The sequence below is a fragment of the Mesorhizobium sp. B2-3-14 genome (assembly GCF_006442175.1).
Classification (GTDB): domain Bacteria; phylum Pseudomonadota; class Alphaproteobacteria; order Rhizobiales; family Rhizobiaceae; genus Mesorhizobium; species Mesorhizobium australicum.
Genome location: NZ_VFVP01000002.1, coordinates 12,027 through 30,072 on the forward strand (window position 1 = coordinate 12,027; position 18,046 = coordinate 30,072).

General features: G+C 63.8%; 19 protein-coding genes. 6 read left to right on the forward strand and 13 right to left on the reverse strand.

Annotation, left to right across the window (positions count from 1 at the left end; genetic code table 11):
- Positions 1-34 precede the first annotated feature (34 nt).
- The 11 genes from FJ950_RS04735 to FJ950_RS04785 all read right to left on the reverse strand — a co-directional run bounded on the left by FJ950_RS04735 (position 35) and on the right by FJ950_RS04785 (position 10,305).
- Entirely contained in the window at positions 35-922 is an 888-nt protein-coding gene (locus tag FJ950_RS04735) for an amidohydrolase (RefSeq protein WP_181171117.1), read from the reverse strand.
- The gene (locus tag FJ950_RS04740; protein ID WP_224588163.1) at positions 922-2,193 is read right to left on the reverse strand and encodes a VWA domain-containing protein; all 1,272 of its coding nucleotides are present in this window, start codon (positions 2,191-2,193) and stop codon (positions 922-924) included. Before FJ950_RS04740 ends, FJ950_RS04735 begins: the two co-directional genes overlap by 1 nt.
- Positions 2,190-3,071: a MoxR family ATPase gene (locus FJ950_RS04745; RefSeq protein ID WP_140615480.1), complete on the reverse strand. Its 882-nt coding sequence runs from the start codon at positions 3,069-3,071 to the stop codon at positions 2,190-2,192. The genes FJ950_RS04740 and FJ950_RS04745 overlap by 4 nt, the downstream gene beginning before the upstream one ends.
- A gap of 8 nt (positions 3,072-3,079) precedes the next feature.
- On the reverse strand, positions 3,080-4,084 hold the full coding sequence (locus FJ950_RS30055) for a molybdopterin cofactor-binding domain-containing protein (RefSeq protein WP_015317098.1): 1,005 nt from the start codon (positions 4,082-4,084) through the stop codon (positions 3,080-3,082).
- A 1-nt stretch (position 4,085) separates the two neighbouring features.
- Complete coding sequence (locus tag FJ950_RS30060; RefSeq protein ID WP_140615482.1) at positions 4,086-5,453, reverse strand: xanthine dehydrogenase family protein molybdopterin-binding subunit; 1,368 nt, start codon at positions 5,451-5,453, stop codon at positions 4,086-4,088.
- A gap of 126 nt (positions 5,454-5,579) precedes the next feature.
- Positions 5,580-6,062: a (2Fe-2S)-binding protein gene (locus FJ950_RS04760; protein ID WP_140615484.1), complete on the reverse strand. Its 483-nt coding sequence runs from the start codon at positions 6,060-6,062 to the stop codon at positions 5,580-5,582.
- A 57-nt stretch (positions 6,063-6,119) separates the two neighbouring features.
- Complete coding sequence (locus FJ950_RS04765; protein WP_140615486.1) at positions 6,120-6,917, reverse strand: FAD binding domain-containing protein; 798 nt, start codon at positions 6,915-6,917, stop codon at positions 6,120-6,122.
- 21 nt (positions 6,918-6,938) lie between these two features.
- On the reverse strand, positions 6,939-7,382 hold the full coding sequence (locus FJ950_RS04770) for an SRPBCC family protein (protein ID WP_140615488.1): 444 nt from the start codon (positions 7,380-7,382) through the stop codon (positions 6,939-6,941).
- Between the two features lie 114 nt (positions 7,383-7,496).
- Positions 7,497-8,324, reverse strand: a complete 828-nt coding sequence (locus tag FJ950_RS04775) for an AraC family transcriptional regulator (RefSeq protein WP_140615490.1) — start codon at positions 8,322-8,324, stop codon at positions 7,497-7,499.
- Positions 8,325-8,501: 177 nt separating this feature from the next.
- Positions 8,502-9,500, reverse strand: a complete 999-nt coding sequence (locus FJ950_RS04780) for an ABC transporter permease (RefSeq protein ID WP_140615492.1) — start codon at positions 9,498-9,500, stop codon at positions 8,502-8,504.
- A 61-nt stretch (positions 9,501-9,561) separates the two neighbouring features.
- Positions 9,562-10,305: an ATP-binding cassette domain-containing protein gene (locus FJ950_RS04785; RefSeq protein WP_140615494.1), complete on the reverse strand. Its 744-nt coding sequence runs from the start codon at positions 10,303-10,305 to the stop codon at positions 9,562-9,564.
- A 449-nt stretch (positions 10,306-10,754) separates the two neighbouring features.
- On the opposite strand from FJ950_RS04785, the gene FJ950_RS04790 reads away from it, so the two are divergent.
- Positions 10,755-11,744: a sugar-binding protein gene (locus FJ950_RS04790; protein ID WP_140615496.1), complete on the forward strand. Its 990-nt coding sequence runs from the start codon at positions 10,755-10,757 to the stop codon at positions 11,742-11,744.
- Between the two features lie 187 nt (positions 11,745-11,931).
- Positions 11,932-12,714: a FadR/GntR family transcriptional regulator gene (locus FJ950_RS04795; protein ID WP_140615498.1), complete on the forward strand. Its 783-nt coding sequence runs from the start codon at positions 11,932-11,934 to the stop codon at positions 12,712-12,714.
- A gap of 21 nt (positions 12,715-12,735) precedes the next feature.
- Here FJ950_RS04795 and FJ950_RS04800 read toward each other — a convergent pair whose 3' ends face one another.
- Positions 12,736-13,674, reverse strand: a complete 939-nt coding sequence (locus FJ950_RS04800; RefSeq protein ID WP_140615500.1) for an NAD(P)-dependent oxidoreductase — start codon at positions 13,672-13,674, stop codon at positions 12,736-12,738.
- A 120-nt stretch (positions 13,675-13,794) separates the two neighbouring features.
- Between FJ950_RS04800 and FJ950_RS04805 the strand changes: the two genes are divergently transcribed.
- From FJ950_RS04805 to FJ950_RS04815, 3 genes are all read left to right on the forward strand, one after another.
- Positions 13,795-14,691, forward strand: coding sequence for an NAD(P)-dependent oxidoreductase (locus FJ950_RS04805; RefSeq protein WP_140615502.1), 897 nt, complete (start codon positions 13,795-13,797; stop codon positions 14,689-14,691).
- Between the two features lie 101 nt (positions 14,692-14,792).
- On the forward strand, positions 14,793-15,569 hold the full coding sequence (locus FJ950_RS04810) for a FadR/GntR family transcriptional regulator (protein ID WP_140615504.1): 777 nt from the start codon (positions 14,793-14,795) through the stop codon (positions 15,567-15,569).
- A gap of 154 nt (positions 15,570-15,723) precedes the next feature.
- The gene (locus FJ950_RS04815; protein ID WP_015317111.1) at positions 15,724-16,167 is read left to right on the forward strand and encodes an SRPBCC family protein; all 444 of its coding nucleotides are present in this window, start codon (positions 15,724-15,726) and stop codon (positions 16,165-16,167) included.
- A 95-nt stretch (positions 16,168-16,262) separates the two neighbouring features.
- On the opposite strand, the gene FJ950_RS04820 is transcribed toward FJ950_RS04815, so the two are convergent.
- A complete protein-coding gene (locus tag FJ950_RS04820; RefSeq protein WP_015317112.1) occupies positions 16,263-16,553 on the reverse strand; it encodes a DUF3175 domain-containing protein in 291 nt (96 codons plus the stop codon).
- Between the two features lie 171 nt (positions 16,554-16,724).
- On the opposite strand from FJ950_RS04820, the gene FJ950_RS04825 reads away from it, so the two are divergent.
- Entirely contained in the window at positions 16,725-17,954 is a 1,230-nt protein-coding gene (locus tag FJ950_RS04825) for an MFS transporter (protein WP_140615506.1), read from the forward strand.
- The last annotated feature ends 92 nt before the right edge of the window (positions 17,955-18,046 follow it).

Consider the following 18,046-nt stretch of genomic DNA (forward strand, 5'->3'; position numbering starts at 1 on the left):
CGCCGCGCCAATGGCGCGGCGAACTCCCTGGCGGTCAAGCCGGCCGGTAGATCCGCTCCGCCGTATTCCAGAAGATATCAGCCTCGGCCGCCGGACCGTGCTTCGCTACAGCCGCGCGGTGGGCCTTGATCAGTTCGGCGTGGCTCGTCCACAACTTCTCGATGGGGAAGTTGGAACCGAACATCAGGTGATCCGCGCCCAATATCTCGATCGCGTTGTCGACGATATAGGCGATCAGCGCCGGGTCGTTGCGGTGGACGAAGGTGCCGAGGCCAGACAGCTTGGCGTAGACGTTCGGCGCCGCCGACAGCGTGCGCAGCCCAGCCTTCCAGTCTTCGGTGGTTTCCTGATCCATGCCGGTCAGCATGCCGGCGTGGGTGAGGATGAAATTGGTCTCTGGATTTTCTCCGACCAGCGTCAACCCGTCTTTCATCTGGGCGGGAAAGAGCTGCAGGTCGAAGGACAGGTCATAATCCTTCAGCCGCGCCACATTGGCTCGTACTCTGGGATCGATCACCTGATCGGGGCCAGTGGCGAAGCGGAAGGCCGGGGTCTCGTGCCAATGCAACTGCATGCGCACGCCGCGCAGCAGCGGATATTTTTTCAAGCGGTCGATCTGGGGTCTGATATCGTCCACCGTCATGTCGGTGTAGCCGACGATGGCGTGCGGCCAGCCGGTTTCGTCAGCCGTTTTCTGCAGGAAGGCGACTTCCTTCTCGAAATCCTCCTTCGCCCAGTTGGTCTGGACGTAGACCGCTTTCTCGACGCCGGAACCCTGCTGGTCGGCGAGAAACTCCTCGATCGGATAGTCGCGGCGGATCGGCTCGTAGGGGCCGAAGATGCGCGGCACCATCGGCCCGACCAGCCAGGGCTGGTCCTGCTGGCGCCAGATGTGGAAATGCGCGTCGATGGCTTTCTGCATCACGATACCCTTTTCCAGATTGTCGCCGCCCGTGGAGCAGGGCGGGCGAGCGACAGGATGAAATCGGTGAGGCCAGCGAGCGACGAGCCGTCGACCAGATCGTCGAGGTCGGGCAGGATGGCGCGAAGTGCCGCCGTTGCCGGCTGGAAGCGCGGGTCGCCGGCCAAAGGTGTCGCCAACGACAGCCGGAACGCGCGGGCGCTCAGCCGGCGCATCGCCGTCTCCAGTTCGGCATGGCCGCCGCGCTCCAGCGCGTCGGACAGGATGATCACTGCCGCACCACGTGCGAAGGCTGAAAAACGCGGCACGGAGAGGAAGGCACGCAGCGTTGGCCCCATGCGGGTGCCGCCGTCCCAGTCGTCGACCTGGGCTGCCGCTCGCGCCAACGCCTGGTCCCTGTCGCGGATCCGCAGCGCTGACGTGATGCGGTTTAGGCGCGTGCCGAAGGTGAAGATTTCTGCCCGGTCAGCGCCTTGCACGGCGGCATGCGCGAGCTTCAAATAATCCGACGTGTGCAGTTTCATCGAGCCGGACACATCGATCAGGATCAGCAGTTTGCGCGGCACGGTCTGGCGGCGGCGCAACAAGGGTGAGGGGACATCGCCATCGGCGCTGACGATTTCCCTGAGCGAGCGGCGCAGGTCGAGCTTGCCGCGCGAATGAGTGCGCACCGTGCGGAAGGAGCGGCGCGCGGGCAGGGCGCTCGACAGTTGGCGGCGAAAGATAGCCAGCCTGTCGTCGTCGCGCTGGAAGTCGCGGCTGCTCAACTGTTCGATCGCCGAGGATAGCTCGCCGCCTTCCTGTCGCTGCTCGGCTTCGATCCGCTCGTCGTCGGCGCCGCCATCATCCTTGACGCGGGTTTCCTCGTCGCTGTCGTCTTCCACCACGGCTGATGTGTTGCCGTAAAAATGGCTTTGGAAATGCGCCTCGAATTCTTCACGGCGGTCAGGTGGCGGCGCCAGGGTGGCCAGCGCTGCCTCGCGGATGTCGGCCATCGAGCGGGGGCCAAGCAAGGTTACCGCCTGCATGAAGCCGGAGACTTGTTCGGGGGCGATTATAAAGCCGTAGCGGCGCAGCAGTTGGCCGAAGCCAAGGAAGGGCGTGGCGGCGGGAGGTACGCTCTCCTCGCCCCGTTTACGGGGAGAGGATGCCGGCAGGCAGGTGAGGGGCAGCGCCGACTTCTGGCCATCGTGGCGCCGCCCCTCATCCGCCCCTTCGGGACACCTTCTCCCCGTGAACGGGGAGAAGGGATCGTTGACGTCCCGGCTCACGCCAGCGCCTCCTCGACGATGCGGCCAAGCTCGGGGGCGATGTAGGAGAGGTCTTCCTCGTCCTTGATCAACACGCCGATGGCGCGGCGGAAGGCTTCCGGCCATGGGCTGCCGCCCTTTTCCAGGATCGTCGCGGCATTGGCCCATTCGACGGCCTCGGCGATGCCGGGCGGCTTGGCGAGCGGACGGGCGCGAATGGTCTGCACGGCGGCCGCCACCGCGCGCGCGGTAGCCTCCGCGACATCGCCAGCACGCAGCATGATGATGGCGGCCTCGCGTTCGGCGTCGGGGTAGCCGATCCAGTGATAGACGCAGCGGCGGCGCAGCGCCTCGGCCAGTTCACGGGTGCGGTTCGAGGTCAGGATGACGATCGGCTGTGCGGCGGCACGGATGGTGCCGCGCTCGGGAATGCTGATCTGGAAATCGGACAGGAATTCCAGCAGCAGCGCTTCGAATTCATGATCCGAGCGATCGATCTCGTCGACCAGCAAAACTCGCTGCTGCGGCGCCTTCAGCACCTGCAGCAGCGGCCGGGCAATCAGGAAACGGTCGTCATAGATGTCGATCTCGTGCTCGCCGGCATGGCGGATGGCGAGCAGTTGGCGCTGATAGTTCCACTCATAAAGCGCATGCGCGGCGTCGATGCCTTCGTAGCATTGCAGGCGCACCAGATCGCGGCCGAGCAACTCGGCGATCGCCTTGGCGGCTTCCGTCTTGCCGACGCCCGGCGCGCCTTCGAGAAGCAGCGGCTTGCCCAGCCGGATCGCCAGAAAGATGGCGGTGGCGAGGCTGTCGTCGGCCAGATAGCGCGAGGCGGCGAGGCGCTCGGCCACCGCCTCCGGCGAGGTCGCGAGCGTTTCGGCGTTTACCTCGGGCATGTCGGTCCTCAGTTCGCGGCTTGCGCCTTGAGCGCGCGCAAAATGCGTTCCGGCGTGATCGGCAGCGTGTCGATACGCACGCCGACCGCGTCGAAGACGGCGTTGGCGACCGCCGGTATTTGCGGGTTGGCGCACATTTCGCCCGGTCCCTTGGCGCCATAGGGGCCATCTGCCGAGGGCCGCTCCAGCACGATGATTTCGGTTTCGGCGAGGTCGCCGGGGCCAGGCATCAGATACTGGTTGAAGTCGGTGCCGCCATGGTCGCGGTTGGGATAATAGGGTTCCGTCGTCTCGTAGAGCGCATGGCTGATGCCCATCCAGGAGCCGCCGACCAGCTGCTGCTCGACCATTTTGGGGTTCAACGCGCGGCCGATCTCGAAGACGTTCTTGACCGTCAGCACCGTGACCTCGCCGGTTTCGTCGTCGACTTCGACCTCGGCCACCGTGCAGGCATGCGCGTAACAGGTCGACGGCTTCATCGCGCCGGTTTCCTTCTCCGGATAGGAGCGCGGGATCAAAAACATGCCGCGGCCTGAGATCGAGCGGCCGCGCTTGAAATGCGCCGACAGGGCGACATCGAAGATCGAGATCGATCTCTGCGGCGCGCCCTTGACCAGTATGTTGCCCTGGCCGTCGGTTTCGAGGTCAGAGGCATTCACCTCCAGTTCCTCGGCCGCCACTTCAAGCATCACCTGGCGGGCTTCCCTGGCGGCCTGGATGACCGCGTTGCCGGCGCGGTGGGTGCCGCGCGAGGCGAAGGTGCCCATGCAGTGCGGGCCGGTGTCGGTGTCGGCGGTGTCGACGACGACGCGGTCGGTCGGCACGCCGATCGTCTCGGCGCAGATCTGAGCCATGATCTGCTTCATGCCCTGGCCGAGATCGACGCTGGAAAGCGTGACCATGAAATTGCCGGTCGGGGTCGAATGCACCAGCGCCTGGGTCGGGTCGCCGCCAAGGTTCATGCCAGTGGGATAGTTGATCGCGGCGACGCCGCGTCCACGCCTGATCGCCATCTCAAGCTCCGTTCTTGTAGGAGGACATCGCCATGTATTTCTCCGCCACCGGCCAGTGGGCGGCGCGCGAGGCTTCCTGCATGCATTCGATGAGTGCCGCGCCCTCGGTCGGCTGGCGATGCGCCTTCATGTCGCCGTCGCGATAGGCGTTGACGAAGCGGAATTCGAGTGGATCCATGCCGATCAGCCGCGCCAGCTTGTCCATCTGCACCTCCAGCGCGAAATCGCCGATGGTGACGCCGAAGCCGCGCATGGCCGACGACGGCGTGCGATTGGTGTAGACGCAGTAGGTGTCGATCCAGACGTTGGGGATGGTGTAGGGACCGGGATAGTGCCCGGCGCCCTTCTGCGCGCCATAGGGCGAGTGGCGGGAGTAGGCACCGGCATCGGTGTAGCCGGTGACCTTCCGTGCGACGATGCGGCCATCGTTCATGACGCCGTCCTTGATGACGACTTTTTCGGCCGCGCGGGGCGAGGAGATCTGCATCTCCTCCTCGCGGCTGTAGATAAAACAGACTGGTCGCCCGGTTAGTTTTGCGCCGAGGATGGCGATCGGTTCGACAATGACATCGACCTTGCCGCCGAAACCGCCGCCGACCGTGCCGCCGACAAAATGCAGCTTGCTGCCCGGCATCTGCAGGATGATCGAGGTGTTGTCGAGGGTGAAGAACATCGCCTGCGTGTTGGTGTAGCAGGTGAAGCGGTCATTGCCCTCGGGCGCCACCACGCAACCGGTGGTCTCGGTCGGCGCGTGCTCGATGGGCGAGGACTGATAGCTTTGCTCCAGCACGTGATCGGCCTCGGCAAAGCCCGCCTCGACATCGCCGAAGCGCACCTTGCGGCACGCGCCGCTGTCATAGAGGTAATAGTTCTGGCCGTGATACTCGTTGACGATCGGCGCGCCGGGCTTCAGCGCTTCCTCCATGTCGAACACGGCGGGCAGCACTTCATAATCGACCTTGACCTTGGCGGCGGCTTCCTGGGCGGCACGCTCGGTATCGGCCAGCACCGCCACCACGGCCTCGCCCTTCCAGCGCACCTTGCCGTCGGCCAGGACCGTCTCGTCTTCCGGTCCGACCTGGATCAGGATCAGGATCGTGTAGACATTGTGCGGCACGTCCCTGGCCGTCAGCACCTTGACCACGCCCGGATGTTTTTCGGCCTCCGACGTGTCGATCGAGCGGATGCGGGCATGGTGATGAGGGCTGCGCACCATCTTCAAATGCAGCATGCCGGGAAAGTTGCGGTCGGCGAAATAGGCGGTCTTGCCGGTGACGTGGCCTGGCGAATCCGAGCGTGGCCGCGCCTGGCCGATCTCATGCAGATCGTCCTTGCGGACATCGGCGAAGTAGCTCTTGCGCAATTCCATTTCTTTGGTCCCTCAGAGCATGATGCCGAAAAGTGTAAAGCGGTTTTCGGGCGACATCATGCTCTATCTCTTTGATTTAGAGCCGGATTCGGATTTCAGGTCTGTTCGACCTGAAATCATCCGGCTCTAGGCCGCGTTCTGCGAATTGGCGCGGGCGGCGGTCAGCACCGCCTGGATGATCGGCTCGTAGCCGGTGCAGCGGCAGACGTTCCCGGACAGCGCCTCGACGACATCCTCGCGGCTGGGATTGGGCGTGTGGTCGAGCAGCACCTTGGCGGCCATGATCATGCCCGGCGTGCAAAAACCGCATTGGCTGGCGAATGTGTCGAGGAAGGCGCGCTGCAGCGGGTGCAGCACGCCGCCTTCGGCGAGGCCCGATGTGGTCGTGATCGTTGCACCGTTGCAGGTCTCGGCCAGCGTCAGGCAGGAGAGCCTCAACTCGCCGTCGATGATGACGGAGCAGGCGCCGCACGTGCCTTGGTGGCAGCCGCCCTTCGGCGAGGTGTCGCCGACCTTGTCGCGCAAGGCATTGAGCAGCGTCGTGCCGCTTTCTATGAATTCGGCTTTTTCGGAGCCGTTGAGCGTGAATTGAACCGGGACCTTTGCCATTCTTCCTCCTTGCGCGCCTGCCCGAGGAGCGGACAGACGCGCGCCCTCCCACGGGTTTTATTCGGTCAGCAGCAGCCGGCCGAGATGCACCGGCAGCACCTCGGCGCGATACCAGGCGCTGGCGATCGGGTCGGTGATGGGCGAGATGCCTTCAGCCGCGGCGGCCAGCGCCGGTGCGATGCCATCCGGGTCGAGCGTCCTCCCGAGCAGCGCTTTTTCCGCTGCCTTGGCACGCATCGGCCGATCGGCCATGCAGCCGAGCGCGACCCGCGCCGAGGACACGGTCCCGTCTCCAGCCTGTTCCAGAACGATGGCGATGCTCAGCACCGAGACCCCCTTGGGCTTGACCCGCGACACTTTGAGGAAGCGGAAGCTGTCGGGCTTCGGAAGCGTGAAACCCACCGACGTGACGATGGCGCGGCTGTCGTCCCGTGCGGCCAGGAAGGTCTCGATAGGGCTTTCGCCGTCATCGGCAGCGACCGTTGCGTCGAGCGCCAGCAGGGCCACGGCGAAATCGCCATAGGGCGCCGGCGAGAACAGATTGCCGCCGATGGTCGCCATGTTGCGGATCGCCGGGCCGCCGACGGCGCGCGCGGCCTTGGCGAGGGTACCGAGTTCCGGATGGCGGGCGATCTCCGCCATTGTCACCGAAGCGCCGATGCGCACCTTGCCGCCGGACAGGGCGATGCCCGACAGGGCCGGGTCGGAGGCGCGGACAAGAGTGGAGACGGAGATATCGCCTTCATTGGCGGCTCGAACCACAAGCGTGCCGCCGCCGAGATAGCGGCTGCCAGCGACCGTCAGCGCCGCATTGGCGTCCTTCACGGTCGAGAATGTCTGCAATGCCAGCGCCATGGCGCGCTCCCGTGGTTTGGCTCAGCCTTGCTCGGCGAAATGGCTCTTCAGGGCGTTGAAGCCGCCCTGGAAGACATTGGCGCCCATGCCCTCGGCCAGCTTGTCGGCTTCTTCGGGTGCTGCGTCGAAGCTGGCGGTCCATTCGGCATAGGTGCGGTCGCCGTCGGTGACGCGCCTGAGCTGCAGCGTCGCCTTGTGGTTGGTGAGGGGCTGCGGCGTTTCCAGGATGGAATAGCTGACGAGGAAATTGTCATCGGAGAAGTCGAGCAGTTTTTCGCGCAGGCGGGCACCGCTGGCCAGCTGGAAGTTGCGCACGCAGCCGATCGTGCTGGCATCCTTGCCGTCTTCGATATGGCTCTCGACCATGCGTGGATGCCAATCCGGCAACCCGTTGAAGTCGCGTATGCGCGCCCAAACCTTTTCGACCGGTGCGTCGATCACGCTGGAAATGGTGACTTTGGGCATAAGATGTTCCCTTGCGAATTTCGTTGCGGCAAGGGTAGGGCGCTAGCGCGCACAGCGCTTATCAATGCGTCTTGAGCATCTATCAACCAGTCTGAAAAACAGATGGCTGCCGGCTCAGGCCATTGCCCGCGCGGCCTCGCGGTAGAGCGTCGGCGGCACGCCGACATGGTCACGGAAGAAGCGCGAGAAATTGCCTTGCGTGGTGAAGCCGAGATTGCAGGCGACCGAGATCAGCGGCTCGCGCGACCATTGCAACTGCCGCACCGCTTCCTCCATGCGCAGCGTGTTCCAATAGACATTGGGCGTCAGGTTGGTCTGTTCCTTGAACAAGGCGAAGAAATGCGGCCGCGAAAGGCCAACGGCGCGGGCAACGTCGTCGAAGGAGATGCGTTCGCAGACATTGGCCTTCATCAGCTGGATCGCCTTGCGAACGCGGAAATCCTGCACGGTGTTTATGCGGCCGCGCGCTTCCTGCGGCGCCGACGCGTCGGCGGCATCGAGCACCGAGTCGATGAAGCGCTCGATCTCGTAATTGGCGACATCGTCGACGCTCTCATTGTCGGTGAGATGGTCGAGCAGGCTGGCGGCCGCCTGGTGCAGCCAAGGCTCGAGCGCGATCGCCGCCCGCGAAAACAGCGGCGCGCTGGATGGCAGGTCGCGCCTGCGGCGGGCCCAGTCGGGATCGATGTAGAAGGCGAGAAACAGACCGGGCGTCCCGTTTTGCGCCAGGACATGGCTGTGGGGCTGGAAGGAATTGATGCCGGCGGCGGTGCGAGGGCCGAGGCGGACCGTCTCGCGGCCGATGGTCATCTCGCCGGCGGTGCCTTCGAGCCAGATGATCAGATGTGCCTCGACATGGGCATGGGTGACGAAGTCGCTCGCGACATTCAGGACAGAAACATGTCCGAACCGGCCCCAGTAGAGCCTGATCGCTTCCGTCATGGCATATCCTCCCGCAAGCGACTGGCCTCCCTTCGCTTGCAGGGAGGATTGTGCGGCCGGTTTTCGGTATCCGTCAAGGCACCGGCTGTTGGCCGCTACCAATGGAGGTCGGCTTCAGCCGATTTTCAGACTGAGCGATAGGATCAGAATGAATAGCGCCTCGATGGCGAAGAGCTCTCAGTCGCTGCGCCTGAAATTGCGGATACGGTCGAACAGAACCGCGAGCAGGATGGCGCCGCCGATGAAGGTGCCTTGCCAGAAGGCGTTGATGCCGAGCAAGCCAAGGCTGTTGCGGATCACCTCGATGAGGGCAGCACCGACGATGGCGCCAAAGGCGGTGCCGACGCCGCCGGCCAAATTGGCGCCACCGATGACGGTGGCGGCGATCACTTGCAGTTCCATGCCGTTGCCGAGATTGGTGGTGACAGCGCCGAGCCAGCCGGTTTCGATGATGCCGGCAATGCCGGCCGACAGCGCGGAGATCATGTAGACGGCGACCTTGATCTGGCGCACCGGCACGCCGGTCAGCGTCGCGGCGTGCTCGTTGCCGCCAATGGCAAAGATATGCCGGCCGAACTTCGTCCAGCGCAGGACAAAACCGGTGATCAGGGCCAAAAGGATCGTGTAGAGCACCGGATTGGCGATGCCGAACACCCAGGCGCCGCCGCCGAGTGCCAGAAGCTTGTCGTGGTCCGGGCCGAACTGGAAGACGACGGTGTTGTTGGAGGCGACCATGGCGAGGCTGCGGGCGATCGACAGCATGCCGAGCGTCACCACGAAGGGCGGAAAGCCCAGATAGGCGATAAAAATGCCGTTGAAGGCGCCGATGACGAGCGCGGTGGCGATCGAGGCCAGAATGCCGATCTCGATCGAATAGCCGGCATGCATGGTGACGGCCAGCACCATCGAGCACAGGCACAGCACAGAGCCGACCGACAGGTCGATGCCACCGGTGATGATGACGAAGGTCATGCCGAGCGCCACGATGGCGACGAAGGTGATGTTGCGGGTGATGTTGTAGAGGTTCTTCGAGGTGGCGAAGGCATCGGTGGCGAAGGACAGGAAGATGCAGGCCAGGATGACGGCGACCACCACCCAGAAAGTCTGGCTTGAGAACAGGCGCGATAGCAAAGTGTGCTGCTTCTGCGCGATCGTCTGGTCAAGGGTGACTGCCATTATCGACCTTTCCTGCCGGTAGCGAAACGCGCCAGCGCAATGAAACCCGGTTTTATCGCTCTCACGCCGCCTGCTCGATGGCGCCGGTGATCAGCCCGGTGACTTCCTCGGGCGAGCTCGACGCGATCGCCTTGTCGGCGACCTTCCTGCCGCGCCGCATCACGATGACGCGGTCCGCGACGTCGAAGACGTCGGGCATGCGGTGGCTGATCAGCACCACGGCGATGCCCTGGTTACGCAAATTGCGGATGAGGTTGAGCACTTCGGCGACCTGCCGCACCGAGATCGCCGCCGTCGGCTCGTCCATCAGCACGATCTTGGCCTGCGACAGCATGGTGCGGGCGATCGCCACGGCCTGGCGCTGTCCGCCCGACATCTGCTTGACGAGATCGCGCGGGCGCGTCTCGGATTTCAGCTCGGCGAAGATATGGCCGGCGCGCTTGTACATCGCCGCATAGTCAAGGATGCGGAACGGGCCGACGCCACGGCGCAGTTCGCGGCCGAGATAGACATTGGCCGCCGCCGTCAGATTGTTGCAGAGCGCCAGGTCCTGGTGGACGATCTCGATGCCGTGCTGGCGGGCCTCGACCGGCTTGTGCAGGATGAGTTCCTTGTCGTCCATGCGCATCGTGCCATGGCTCGGGCGGAAATTGCCCGCGATCATCTTGACCAGCGTCGACTTGCCGGCGCCGTTGTCGCCCATCAGGCCCACGACCTCCCCGGGCTCGATCGACAGCGACACGTCGTTGACCGCCTGGATGGCGCCGAAATGCTTCGAGATGTTGGTGAGTTCGAGAACCGCCACCCGTCTTTGCCTCCCATGCCTGGCCCATCCGCACGCGGACAGGCGACAGCTTCCATTGGCTTTCCCCAGCTCCTCCCGGGGGCAGCGATGCGGTCATTTACGCGAATGGCATCGCGGGCGTCAATTGTCGAACGGGCAATTGTCAGACGAATAGTGCCGTGCGGAATTTGAAAAATCAGTTTTGTAGGACAAATAGCATTGACGTTGGCGGCAAGCCGTTATTAGTTGAGCGTCGGAGGAAGACATGCCGGCTTTGACGACGCCATCGGCGGCGCCAACGGCAGGAAGGTTTTGGCGATCGTGCAGCGTCGTCGCTGGGAGGGTCGTATCTGAAAATGCTTATCGGCCTGGCCGGTTTGAATGGGCGCATGCGTCTCAGTCATCTCGCATCCCGGCTGGTTTGTGTGGCGGGCACGCCGTGTCCGTCTGGTTGCAAAGGGAGGACTGACATGAGGAAAACAGTATTGCTCGCCGCCGTCGCCGCCATGGCGTTGGGCGCCGGGCCGGCTTTGGCCAAGAAGCAGCTCGTCATCGTGGTGAAAGGTCTCGACAATCCATTCTTCGAAGCCATCCACCAGGGCTGCGAGAAATGGAACAAGGAAAACGCCAGCTCGGAATATGAATGCTTCTACACCGGTCCGGCATCGACTTCCGACGAGGCCGGCGAGGCGCAGATCGTGCAGGATATGCTGAGCAAGGCCGACACGGTGGCGATGGCGATCTCGCCGTCCAACGCGCCACTGATCGCACAGACGATCAAGAGCGCCAATCCGTCGATCCCGATCATGACCGTCGACGCCGACCTCGCCAAGGAAGACGCGGCACTGCGCAAGACCTATCTCGGCACCGACAACTACCTGATGGGCAAGAAAATCGGCGAGTACATCAAGAAGGCCAAGCCGAATGGTGGCACGATCTGCACCATCGAGGGCAATCCGGCGGCCGACAACATCTTGCGTCGCGCGCAAGGCATGCGCGACGCGCTGACGGGCAAGGAAGGCCTCACGGCACTTGCCGGCGAAGGCGGCTGGACGGAAGTCGCCGGCTGCCCGGTATTCACCAATGACGACGGAGCCAAGGGCGTTCAGGCGATGACCGACATCCTCGCCGCCAATCCCAAGCTCGACGCGTTCGGCATCATGGGCGGCTGGCCGCTGTTCGGCGCGCCGCAGCCCTACCGCGACCTGGTCGGACCGCTCAAGGACCGGCTGGCCAAGAACGACTTCGTCATCGGCGCCGCCGACACGATCGGCGACGAGGTGGCCATCGCCAGGGACGGCCTTGTCACCGCGCTGGTCGGCCAGCGGCCCTTCGAAATGGGCTACAAGGCACCATCGGTGATGATCGACCTGGTCGAAGGCAAGAAGGTTGACGATCCGGTCTTCACCGGTCTCGACGAATGCACCAAGGACACGGTCGACACCTGCATCCAGAAATAGGCCGCGATTTCGGGGCGCTCGCCAACGAGCGCCCCGTTTCCTCCAATTCTTCAACAGGACGCCTTGGTTGGGGCTATCGGAGCCCGGCTTTGACGCGTCAGTGGTTTGGATTTTCGGCAACGGGATCGGTGCGCCGCGCGGGTTTGGATCAATCCGGGTGACTGGCGGCCGACCTATTGGAACGTGGATGCCGGACGAGAAGGCAAAGAAAAAAGCCGGCCGGGCCAAGGCGCAAGCCAGCCACGACCCGGCAGCCATGCGCAGGGTGGATGCGGCGCACTTTCCCGGGTCCAGCGTCCATGCCTCGCTCGCCAGCGAGATTGGCCTCAGGATCGTGCGCGGCGACTATCCGCCTGGCAGCATCCTGCCCAATGAGGCCAAATGGGCCGAAACCTTCAATGTCAGCCGTTCGGCGGTGCGCGAGGCGATCAAGATGCTGATGGCCAAGAGCCTTCTGGCGTCGCGGCCAAAGATCGGGAGTTGGGTCGAGCCGAAGGAGCGCTGGAACCTGCTCGACCGCGACGTGCTGGCCTGGTACGCGACCGCGCCGGATCGCGAAGCGTTCCTTCGCACCGTGCAGGAGTTCCGCCACATCATCGAACCGGAAGCATCCGCCTTTGCCGCAATACGGCGCAGCGACGAGCAGATGGCCGAGATCAGCCTGGCCTGCCGGGAGATGGGCGAGGCGGCCAACCTGCCCGAGCGCATCCGTGCCGACACGCGCTTCCACCTCGCCATCCTGCGGGCCTCGGGCAACGACCTTCTGGTGCCGCTCGGCGTGTTGATCGAATCGGCGCTCGACCATCTCTTCATCTTCACCACACGCCAGGTCGGCGATCAACGGCGGGCACAGAAACTGCACGAGGCGATCGAGAAAAGCATCCGCCTGCAGCGGCCAGCCGCGGCGCGCAACGCCGTGCACAAGCTGCTTGCCGACACCGATGAGGGGATCGGAAGGGGCCGGCGCTAAGGCCAGCCGACCGTCCGGGTCTCAGATCGTCTGCTTCCTTCCATCCTTCGTCGGCATCAGGTCGATGCCATTGACCTTGGCGATGTGCGTGGCCAGCATCGGCACGAACTGCTCGGCCGGGCCGGTTGCGTGAGCGCCGGCGAAGGCGTTCTTGGTGGCGTTGCCGAGCGGATTGGCGATGCCCGCCGCCCCCGCCATCGATTCCAGATAGGTCAGGTCCTTGAAGGCATTGGCGATGGTGAATTTGTGGGCGTCGCGGTCGCCTTCCAGCGTCCAGCGCATGAAGGTCTGATAGAAGCCGCAATCCATGCGGCCATTGCGGATGACGCTGTCGAAACGCGGCGGCGAGATGCCGACCTTCTCCGCCAGTGCCAAGGCCTCGGAATAAAGGGCGGCGTAGCCCAGCGAGATGAAATTGTTGAGCAGCTTCATGCGGTGGCCGTCTCCGGTATCGCCGATATGCACGATGCGGCCGGCCCAGGTGTCGATCACCGGCTTGACCCTGGCAAAGACGGCATCGGGCGCGCCGACCATGGCGTCGAGCGTGCCTTCCCAGGCTTCCTTCGGCGTGCGGCTGAGCGGCGCGTCGACATAGTCGACGCCGAGCGCCTTGAGTTCCGCGGCAAGTGCCACGGTCGAGACCGGATCCGATGTCGAGCAGTCGACGACGACCGCCCCCTTCTTCAAACCCTCCTTGAGGCCATCGGGACCGCGAATGATAGCCTCCACCTCGCGCGAACCGGTGACGCAGATGAAGACGATATCGGATGCCGCCGCCACATCGCGGGAAGTCGATGCCTCACGAGCGCCTCGGCCGAGAAGATCCTCCGCCGGTTTGCGGTTCTTGCGGCCGAGGAAGGTCAGGGAATATCCCTTGTCGACGATGTTCTTGGCGATGCCGTGCCCCATCAATCCAAGGCCGACAAAGCCGATCTTCTCACCCGTAGCGGTCGTGTTCATGCTGTCTGTCCTGTTGCGTGATTATCGATAATGTCGCCGCTGTTTTAGCCATAGACGGTTGCAGAAAGCAATATTGTCTGACAATACACGTAAATCCCAGGACTTTCGTGGAGACCAGAAATGACGAAGCGGATCATGTTCACCGGCGGCAGCGGCAAGGCTGGGCGCCACGTCGTGCAATATCTGGTGGAGCAGGGTTGCCAGGTGCTCAACATCGACACCAGGCCGCTCGACAATCCCAAGGTGCGCACGCTGATCACCGACATCACCGACAGCGGCCAGGTGTTCAACGCGCTGTCTAGCTATATGGGGCTGCACGAATTCGACCCCTCGCTACGCCCGCAGCCAGTGGACGCCGTGGTGCATTTTGCTGCCATTCCACGCATCATGATCACGCCCGACAACGAGGTGTTCCGCATCAATGCAATGGGCACCTACAACGTCATCGAGGCGGCGGTGAAGCTCGGTATTCGCAAGGTGATCATCGCTTCCAGCGAGACGACCTACGGCCTGGTATTCGCCAACGAGCCGCGCCACCCCACGCATTTCCCGCTCGACGAGGACTATGACGTCGACCCGATGGATAGCTATGCGCTCTCAAAGATCGTCAACGAGAAGACCGCGCGCGCTTTCGCGCAGCGCAATGGCACGGATATCTATGCCTTGCGCATCGGCAACGTCATCGAGCCGCATGAGTATTCGCTGTTTCCGAAATGGTTCGCCGATCCTGGTTTTCGCAGGCGTATCGCCTGGAGCTACATCGATGCCCGGGACCTTGGCCAGATCACGCTGCGTGCCGTCGAGAAGGATGGGCTGGGCTACCAGGTGTTCAATGCCGCCAATGACGACACCTCGTCCGATCTGCCGACCGCCGAACTCCTGAAGCGGTTCTATCCCGACGTGCCGGTCAAGGGCGAACTCGGTGAATACGAGACGCTGCTGTCGAACCGCAAGGCGCGCGACATGCTCGGCTTCCGCCCGGAGCACAGCTGGCGCAAATACGTCAAGACCGCCTGAGCGTGGTGGAATCGCGGCTGGGTTGTGCATAGAGGCCGGCTTTGTGGCCCCACGCCCGCACCGCGCTTGACAGCCTCCCTAAACCGGCCTTTCTGGACTGCATGCGGGACGCGAAGCCGAACAAGGAAAAATCGCCGAAAAAGGCTGCAGCCGCCGATCGTCCGGCCGGTGTTCGGCGAGCCGACGCGGCACGTATTCCGGGCTCCAGCGTGCACACATCACTGGCCAGCGAGATTGGGCTCAGGATCGTGCGCGGCGATTATCCGCCCGGCACCATCCTGCCCAATGAGGCCAAATGGTCGGAGACGTTCAGCGTCAGCCGCTCGGCGGTGCGCGAGGCGATCAAGATGCTGATGGCCAAGAGCCTCCTCGCATCGCGCCCCAAGATCGGCAGCTGGGTCGAACCCAGGGAACGCTGGAACCTGCTCGACCGCGATGTGCTCGCCTGGTACGCGACGTCGCCCGACCGCGAGGTTTTCCTGAAGACGGTGCAGGAATTCCGCCACATCATCGAGCCGGAAGCGACCGCATTCGCCGCCATGCGGCGCACCGACGAGCAGATGGCCGAGATCAGCCAGGCCTGCCGGGAGATGGGAGAGGCGAAAAGCTTGCAGGAACGGACCCGTGCCGACACCCGCTTCCACCTCGCCATATTGCGTGCCTCGGGCAATGATCTGCTGGTGCCGCTCGGCGTGCTGATCGAATCCGCCTTCGATCACCTGTTTGCCTACACGACCCGGGAGCTCGACGATTTGCAGCTCGCCCAGAAGATGCACGAGGCAATCGAAAAGAACATCCGCCTCCAGCGGCCGGATGCGGCGCGCAATGCCGTGCGCAAGCTGCTGGCCAATACCGACAACGTCATCCGTTCGCGATAGATTTCCGCGACACGGCCGTTGGGCGCGGGTGTTCGCGCCTTGGAATTCGAAGCAATTCGGGGCCGGACCGCACAAAATTCAAAAGCCTGTGTCGGATCGGCTGTGCGGTACCCGTCCTTGGGGCATCGAACAGAGACCACGAAGGAGTATCGACATGCCCAGCACCGTACGTCTGCACCGCGTCCTGACCACCAGCCCGGAGAAGGTCTACCGCGCGTTCATCGAGGCCGATGCGCTTGCCAAATGGCTTCCGCCGAACGGCTTCACCTGCACGGTTCATCACTTCGAGGGCAAGGTCGGCGGTACCTTCAAGATGTCGTTCCGCAACTTCACCACTGGCGACAGCCATTCGTTTGGCGGTGAGTATGTCGAGCTCGTCGCGGGCGAACTCCTGCGCTACACCGACAGGTTCGACGATCCCAACCTGCCCGGCGAGATCCAGGTGACCGTGACGCTGAAGAAAGTGTCCGTGGGCACCGAGGTGAACATCACACAAGCCGGCATTCCAGACGCCATTCCCGCCGAAGCCTGCTATCTCGGCTGGCAGGAGTCGCTGCGCAACCTGGCCAAGCTTGTCGAACCGGAGATCAGACAATAGGGCGCCGACCGGCTGGATAGCGGTAATAAACGGGTTCCTCACCTCGTTTTTGATGGGGTGAGGAACAAGCTTGGGGAGCCATTGGCGGCGAAAGCCTAATCCTCCTTTGGCCGCCCGAATGCCGCACGCAATTCGTCCTTGGCGTCCTCGAGGATCTTCTTGCGAGCCGCGGGCAGGTTTTTTCCGGCCCTGTTGATGTAGAAATTCAGCATCGACATGGCGGACTGGAAGGGCTCGGCCTTGCGGCGGTGGCTGTGTTCGGCCGAACGCTTGAGCGAGGCGGCGATCTTCTTGGCGTCGTCGGATTCGAACACGTGGTCCTCGAGATCCATAGCATCGCTGTGCTCGGTCACCTCGGCCGACCATTTCTGCTTGGTGGCGGTCATGGCTGGACTCCTTTGCGGGTTATCGATCGGAAACTCCAGATGCTGGCGCCGGTTCCCGCGCTCGTACCTCCCTGGAGCCACGGATTTGCCCGCCGTGGCGCTGCTGTGCGCCGAGAATGCGTCGATAGTGGCCAAAACAGCAGCGGTTGAGGCCGCCGACAGGAAACGCCTTTGTCACGAACCGACTTGGGCCGGCCCAGCCCCGGTATCGACAGTTCCTACGCCTGGATGCGCCTGGCCATCTCGATGCTGCTGGCGACGATCGGTGCGGTCGGCATGTGGGCCGTTGTCGTGGTGCTGCCGGCGGTACAGGCCGAGTTCGGCGTCGACCGCGCCGCGGCATCCATGCCTTACACCGCGACCATGGTCGGCTTTGCCGCCGGCAATGTGCTGGTCGGCCGCGCCATCGACCGCATGGGTTACTGGATTCCGGCGCTGTTTTCCTCGATCGCGCTCTCCGCCGGCCTTCTGCTCGCGGCGCTGTCGACCTCGATCCTGCAATTCACCCTTGCCCAAGGCGTGCTGATCGGTCTCGGCACATCGGTGATCTTCGGGCCGCTGATCGCCGATATATCGCACTGGTTCAATCGCCGGCGCGGCGTCGCCGTCACCGCGGCCGCGGCCGGCAACTACCTCGCCGGAGCGATCTGGCCGACCATCATGCCGACGCTGATCAAGGCGGAAGGCTGGCGCTTCACCTATGCCGCCATCGGCGTCTTTTGCCTGGTCACCATGGTGCCGCTGGTGCTTTTGCTGCGCCGCGGCGCTCCGGAAGCGGCAGCCGCCGGCTCGGCCGGAAGCCGGCCCGTGCAGCCGATGCCGATGTCTCCGGCCGCGATGCAGATGCTGCTGGTCGTCGCGGGACTGGGCTGCTGCGTGGCGATGTCGATGCCGCAAGTGCACATCGTCGCCTATTGCATGGATCTTGGCTACGGCATGGCGCATGGCGCCGACATGCTGTCGATCATGATGGCCGCGGGCGTCGTCAGCCGGCTCGCCTCGGGCTTTGTCGCCGACCGCATCGGCGGTGTCAAAACCTTGCTTATCGGCTCCGTGCTGCAATGCCTGTCGCTGCTGTTCTATATCCCGTTCGACGGGCTCGCCTCGCTCTATGTCGTGTCGCTGGTCTTCGGCTTGTCGCAAGGCGGCATCGTGCCTTGCTATGCGATCATCGTGCGCGAATACCTGCCCGCCAAGGAGGCCGGCCAGCGCATCGGCATCGTGATGATGGCGACGATTTTCGGCATGGCGATCGGCGGCTGGATGTCGGGCTGGATCTACGACCTGACCGGCTCCTATGCCGCCGCTTTCCTGAACGGCATCGCCTGGAACCTGCTTAACATATTGGCGATCGGGCTGTTCATGTGGAAGGCAAGGCACAGAGCTGCCGTAGCCGCCTGAGGAAGGCCAAGCACGGCCACTTGGTGGCTCGGCTTGACAACAGGCAGTCACTGCGCGACGCCAGGGCGGATGGGTGCGGCAACAGGCCGGTG

Excerpts from the sequence above, each read along its gene's own strand:
- FJ950_RS04770 (WP_140615488.1), bottom strand. The coding sequence starts at position 7,382 with ATGCCCAAAGTCACCATTTCCAGCGTGATCGACGCACCGGTCGAAAAG.
- FJ950_RS30055 (WP_015317098.1), bottom strand. The coding sequence starts at position 4,084 with ATGGCGATCAGGCGTGGACGCGGCGTCGCCGCGATCAACTATCCCACT.
- FJ950_RS04780 (WP_140615492.1), bottom strand. The coding sequence starts at position 9,500 with ATGGCAGTCACCCTTGACCAGACGATCGCGCAGAAGCAGCACACTTTG.
- FJ950_RS04775 (WP_140615490.1), bottom strand. The coding sequence starts at position 8,324 with ATGACGGAAGCGATCAGGCTCTACTGGGGCCGGTTCGGACATGTTTCT.
- FJ950_RS04745 (WP_140615480.1), bottom strand. The coding sequence starts at position 3,071 with ATGCCCGAGGTAAACGCCGAAACGCTCGCGACCTCGCCGGAGGCGGTG.
- FJ950_RS30060 (WP_140615482.1), bottom strand. The coding sequence starts at position 5,453 with ATGGAATTGCGCAAGAGCTACTTCGCCGATGTCCGCAAGGACGATCTG.
- FJ950_RS04800 (WP_140615500.1), bottom strand. The coding sequence starts at position 13,674 with ATGAACACGACCGCTACGGGTGAGAAGATCGGCTTTGTCGGCCTTGGA.
- FJ950_RS04820 (WP_015317112.1), bottom strand. The coding sequence starts at position 16,553 with ATGACCGCCACCAAGCAGAAATGGTCGGCCGAGGTGACCGAGCACAGC.
- FJ950_RS04805 (WP_140615502.1), top strand. The coding sequence starts at position 13,795 with ATGACGAAGCGGATCATGTTCACCGGCGGCAGCGGCAAGGCTGGGCGC.
- FJ950_RS04765 (WP_140615486.1), bottom strand. The coding sequence starts at position 6,917 with ATGGCGCTGGCATTGCAGACATTCTCGACCGTGAAGGACGCCAATGCG.
- FJ950_RS04735 (WP_181171117.1), bottom strand. The coding sequence starts at position 922 with ATGCAGAAAGCCATCGACGCGCATTTCCACATCTGGCGCCAGCAGGAC.
- FJ950_RS04795 (WP_140615498.1), top strand. The coding sequence starts at position 11,932 with ATGCCGGACGAGAAGGCAAAGAAAAAAGCCGGCCGGGCCAAGGCGCAA.
- FJ950_RS04760 (WP_140615484.1), bottom strand. The coding sequence starts at position 6,062 with ATGGCAAAGGTCCCGGTTCAATTCACGCTCAACGGCTCCGAAAAAGCC.
- FJ950_RS04810 (WP_140615504.1), top strand. The coding sequence starts at position 14,793 with ATGCGGGACGCGAAGCCGAACAAGGAAAAATCGCCGAAAAAGGCTGCA.
- FJ950_RS04790 (WP_140615496.1), top strand. The coding sequence starts at position 10,755 with ATGAGGAAAACAGTATTGCTCGCCGCCGTCGCCGCCATGGCGTTGGGC.
- FJ950_RS04815 (WP_015317111.1), top strand. The coding sequence starts at position 15,724 with ATGCCCAGCACCGTACGTCTGCACCGCGTCCTGACCACCAGCCCGGAG.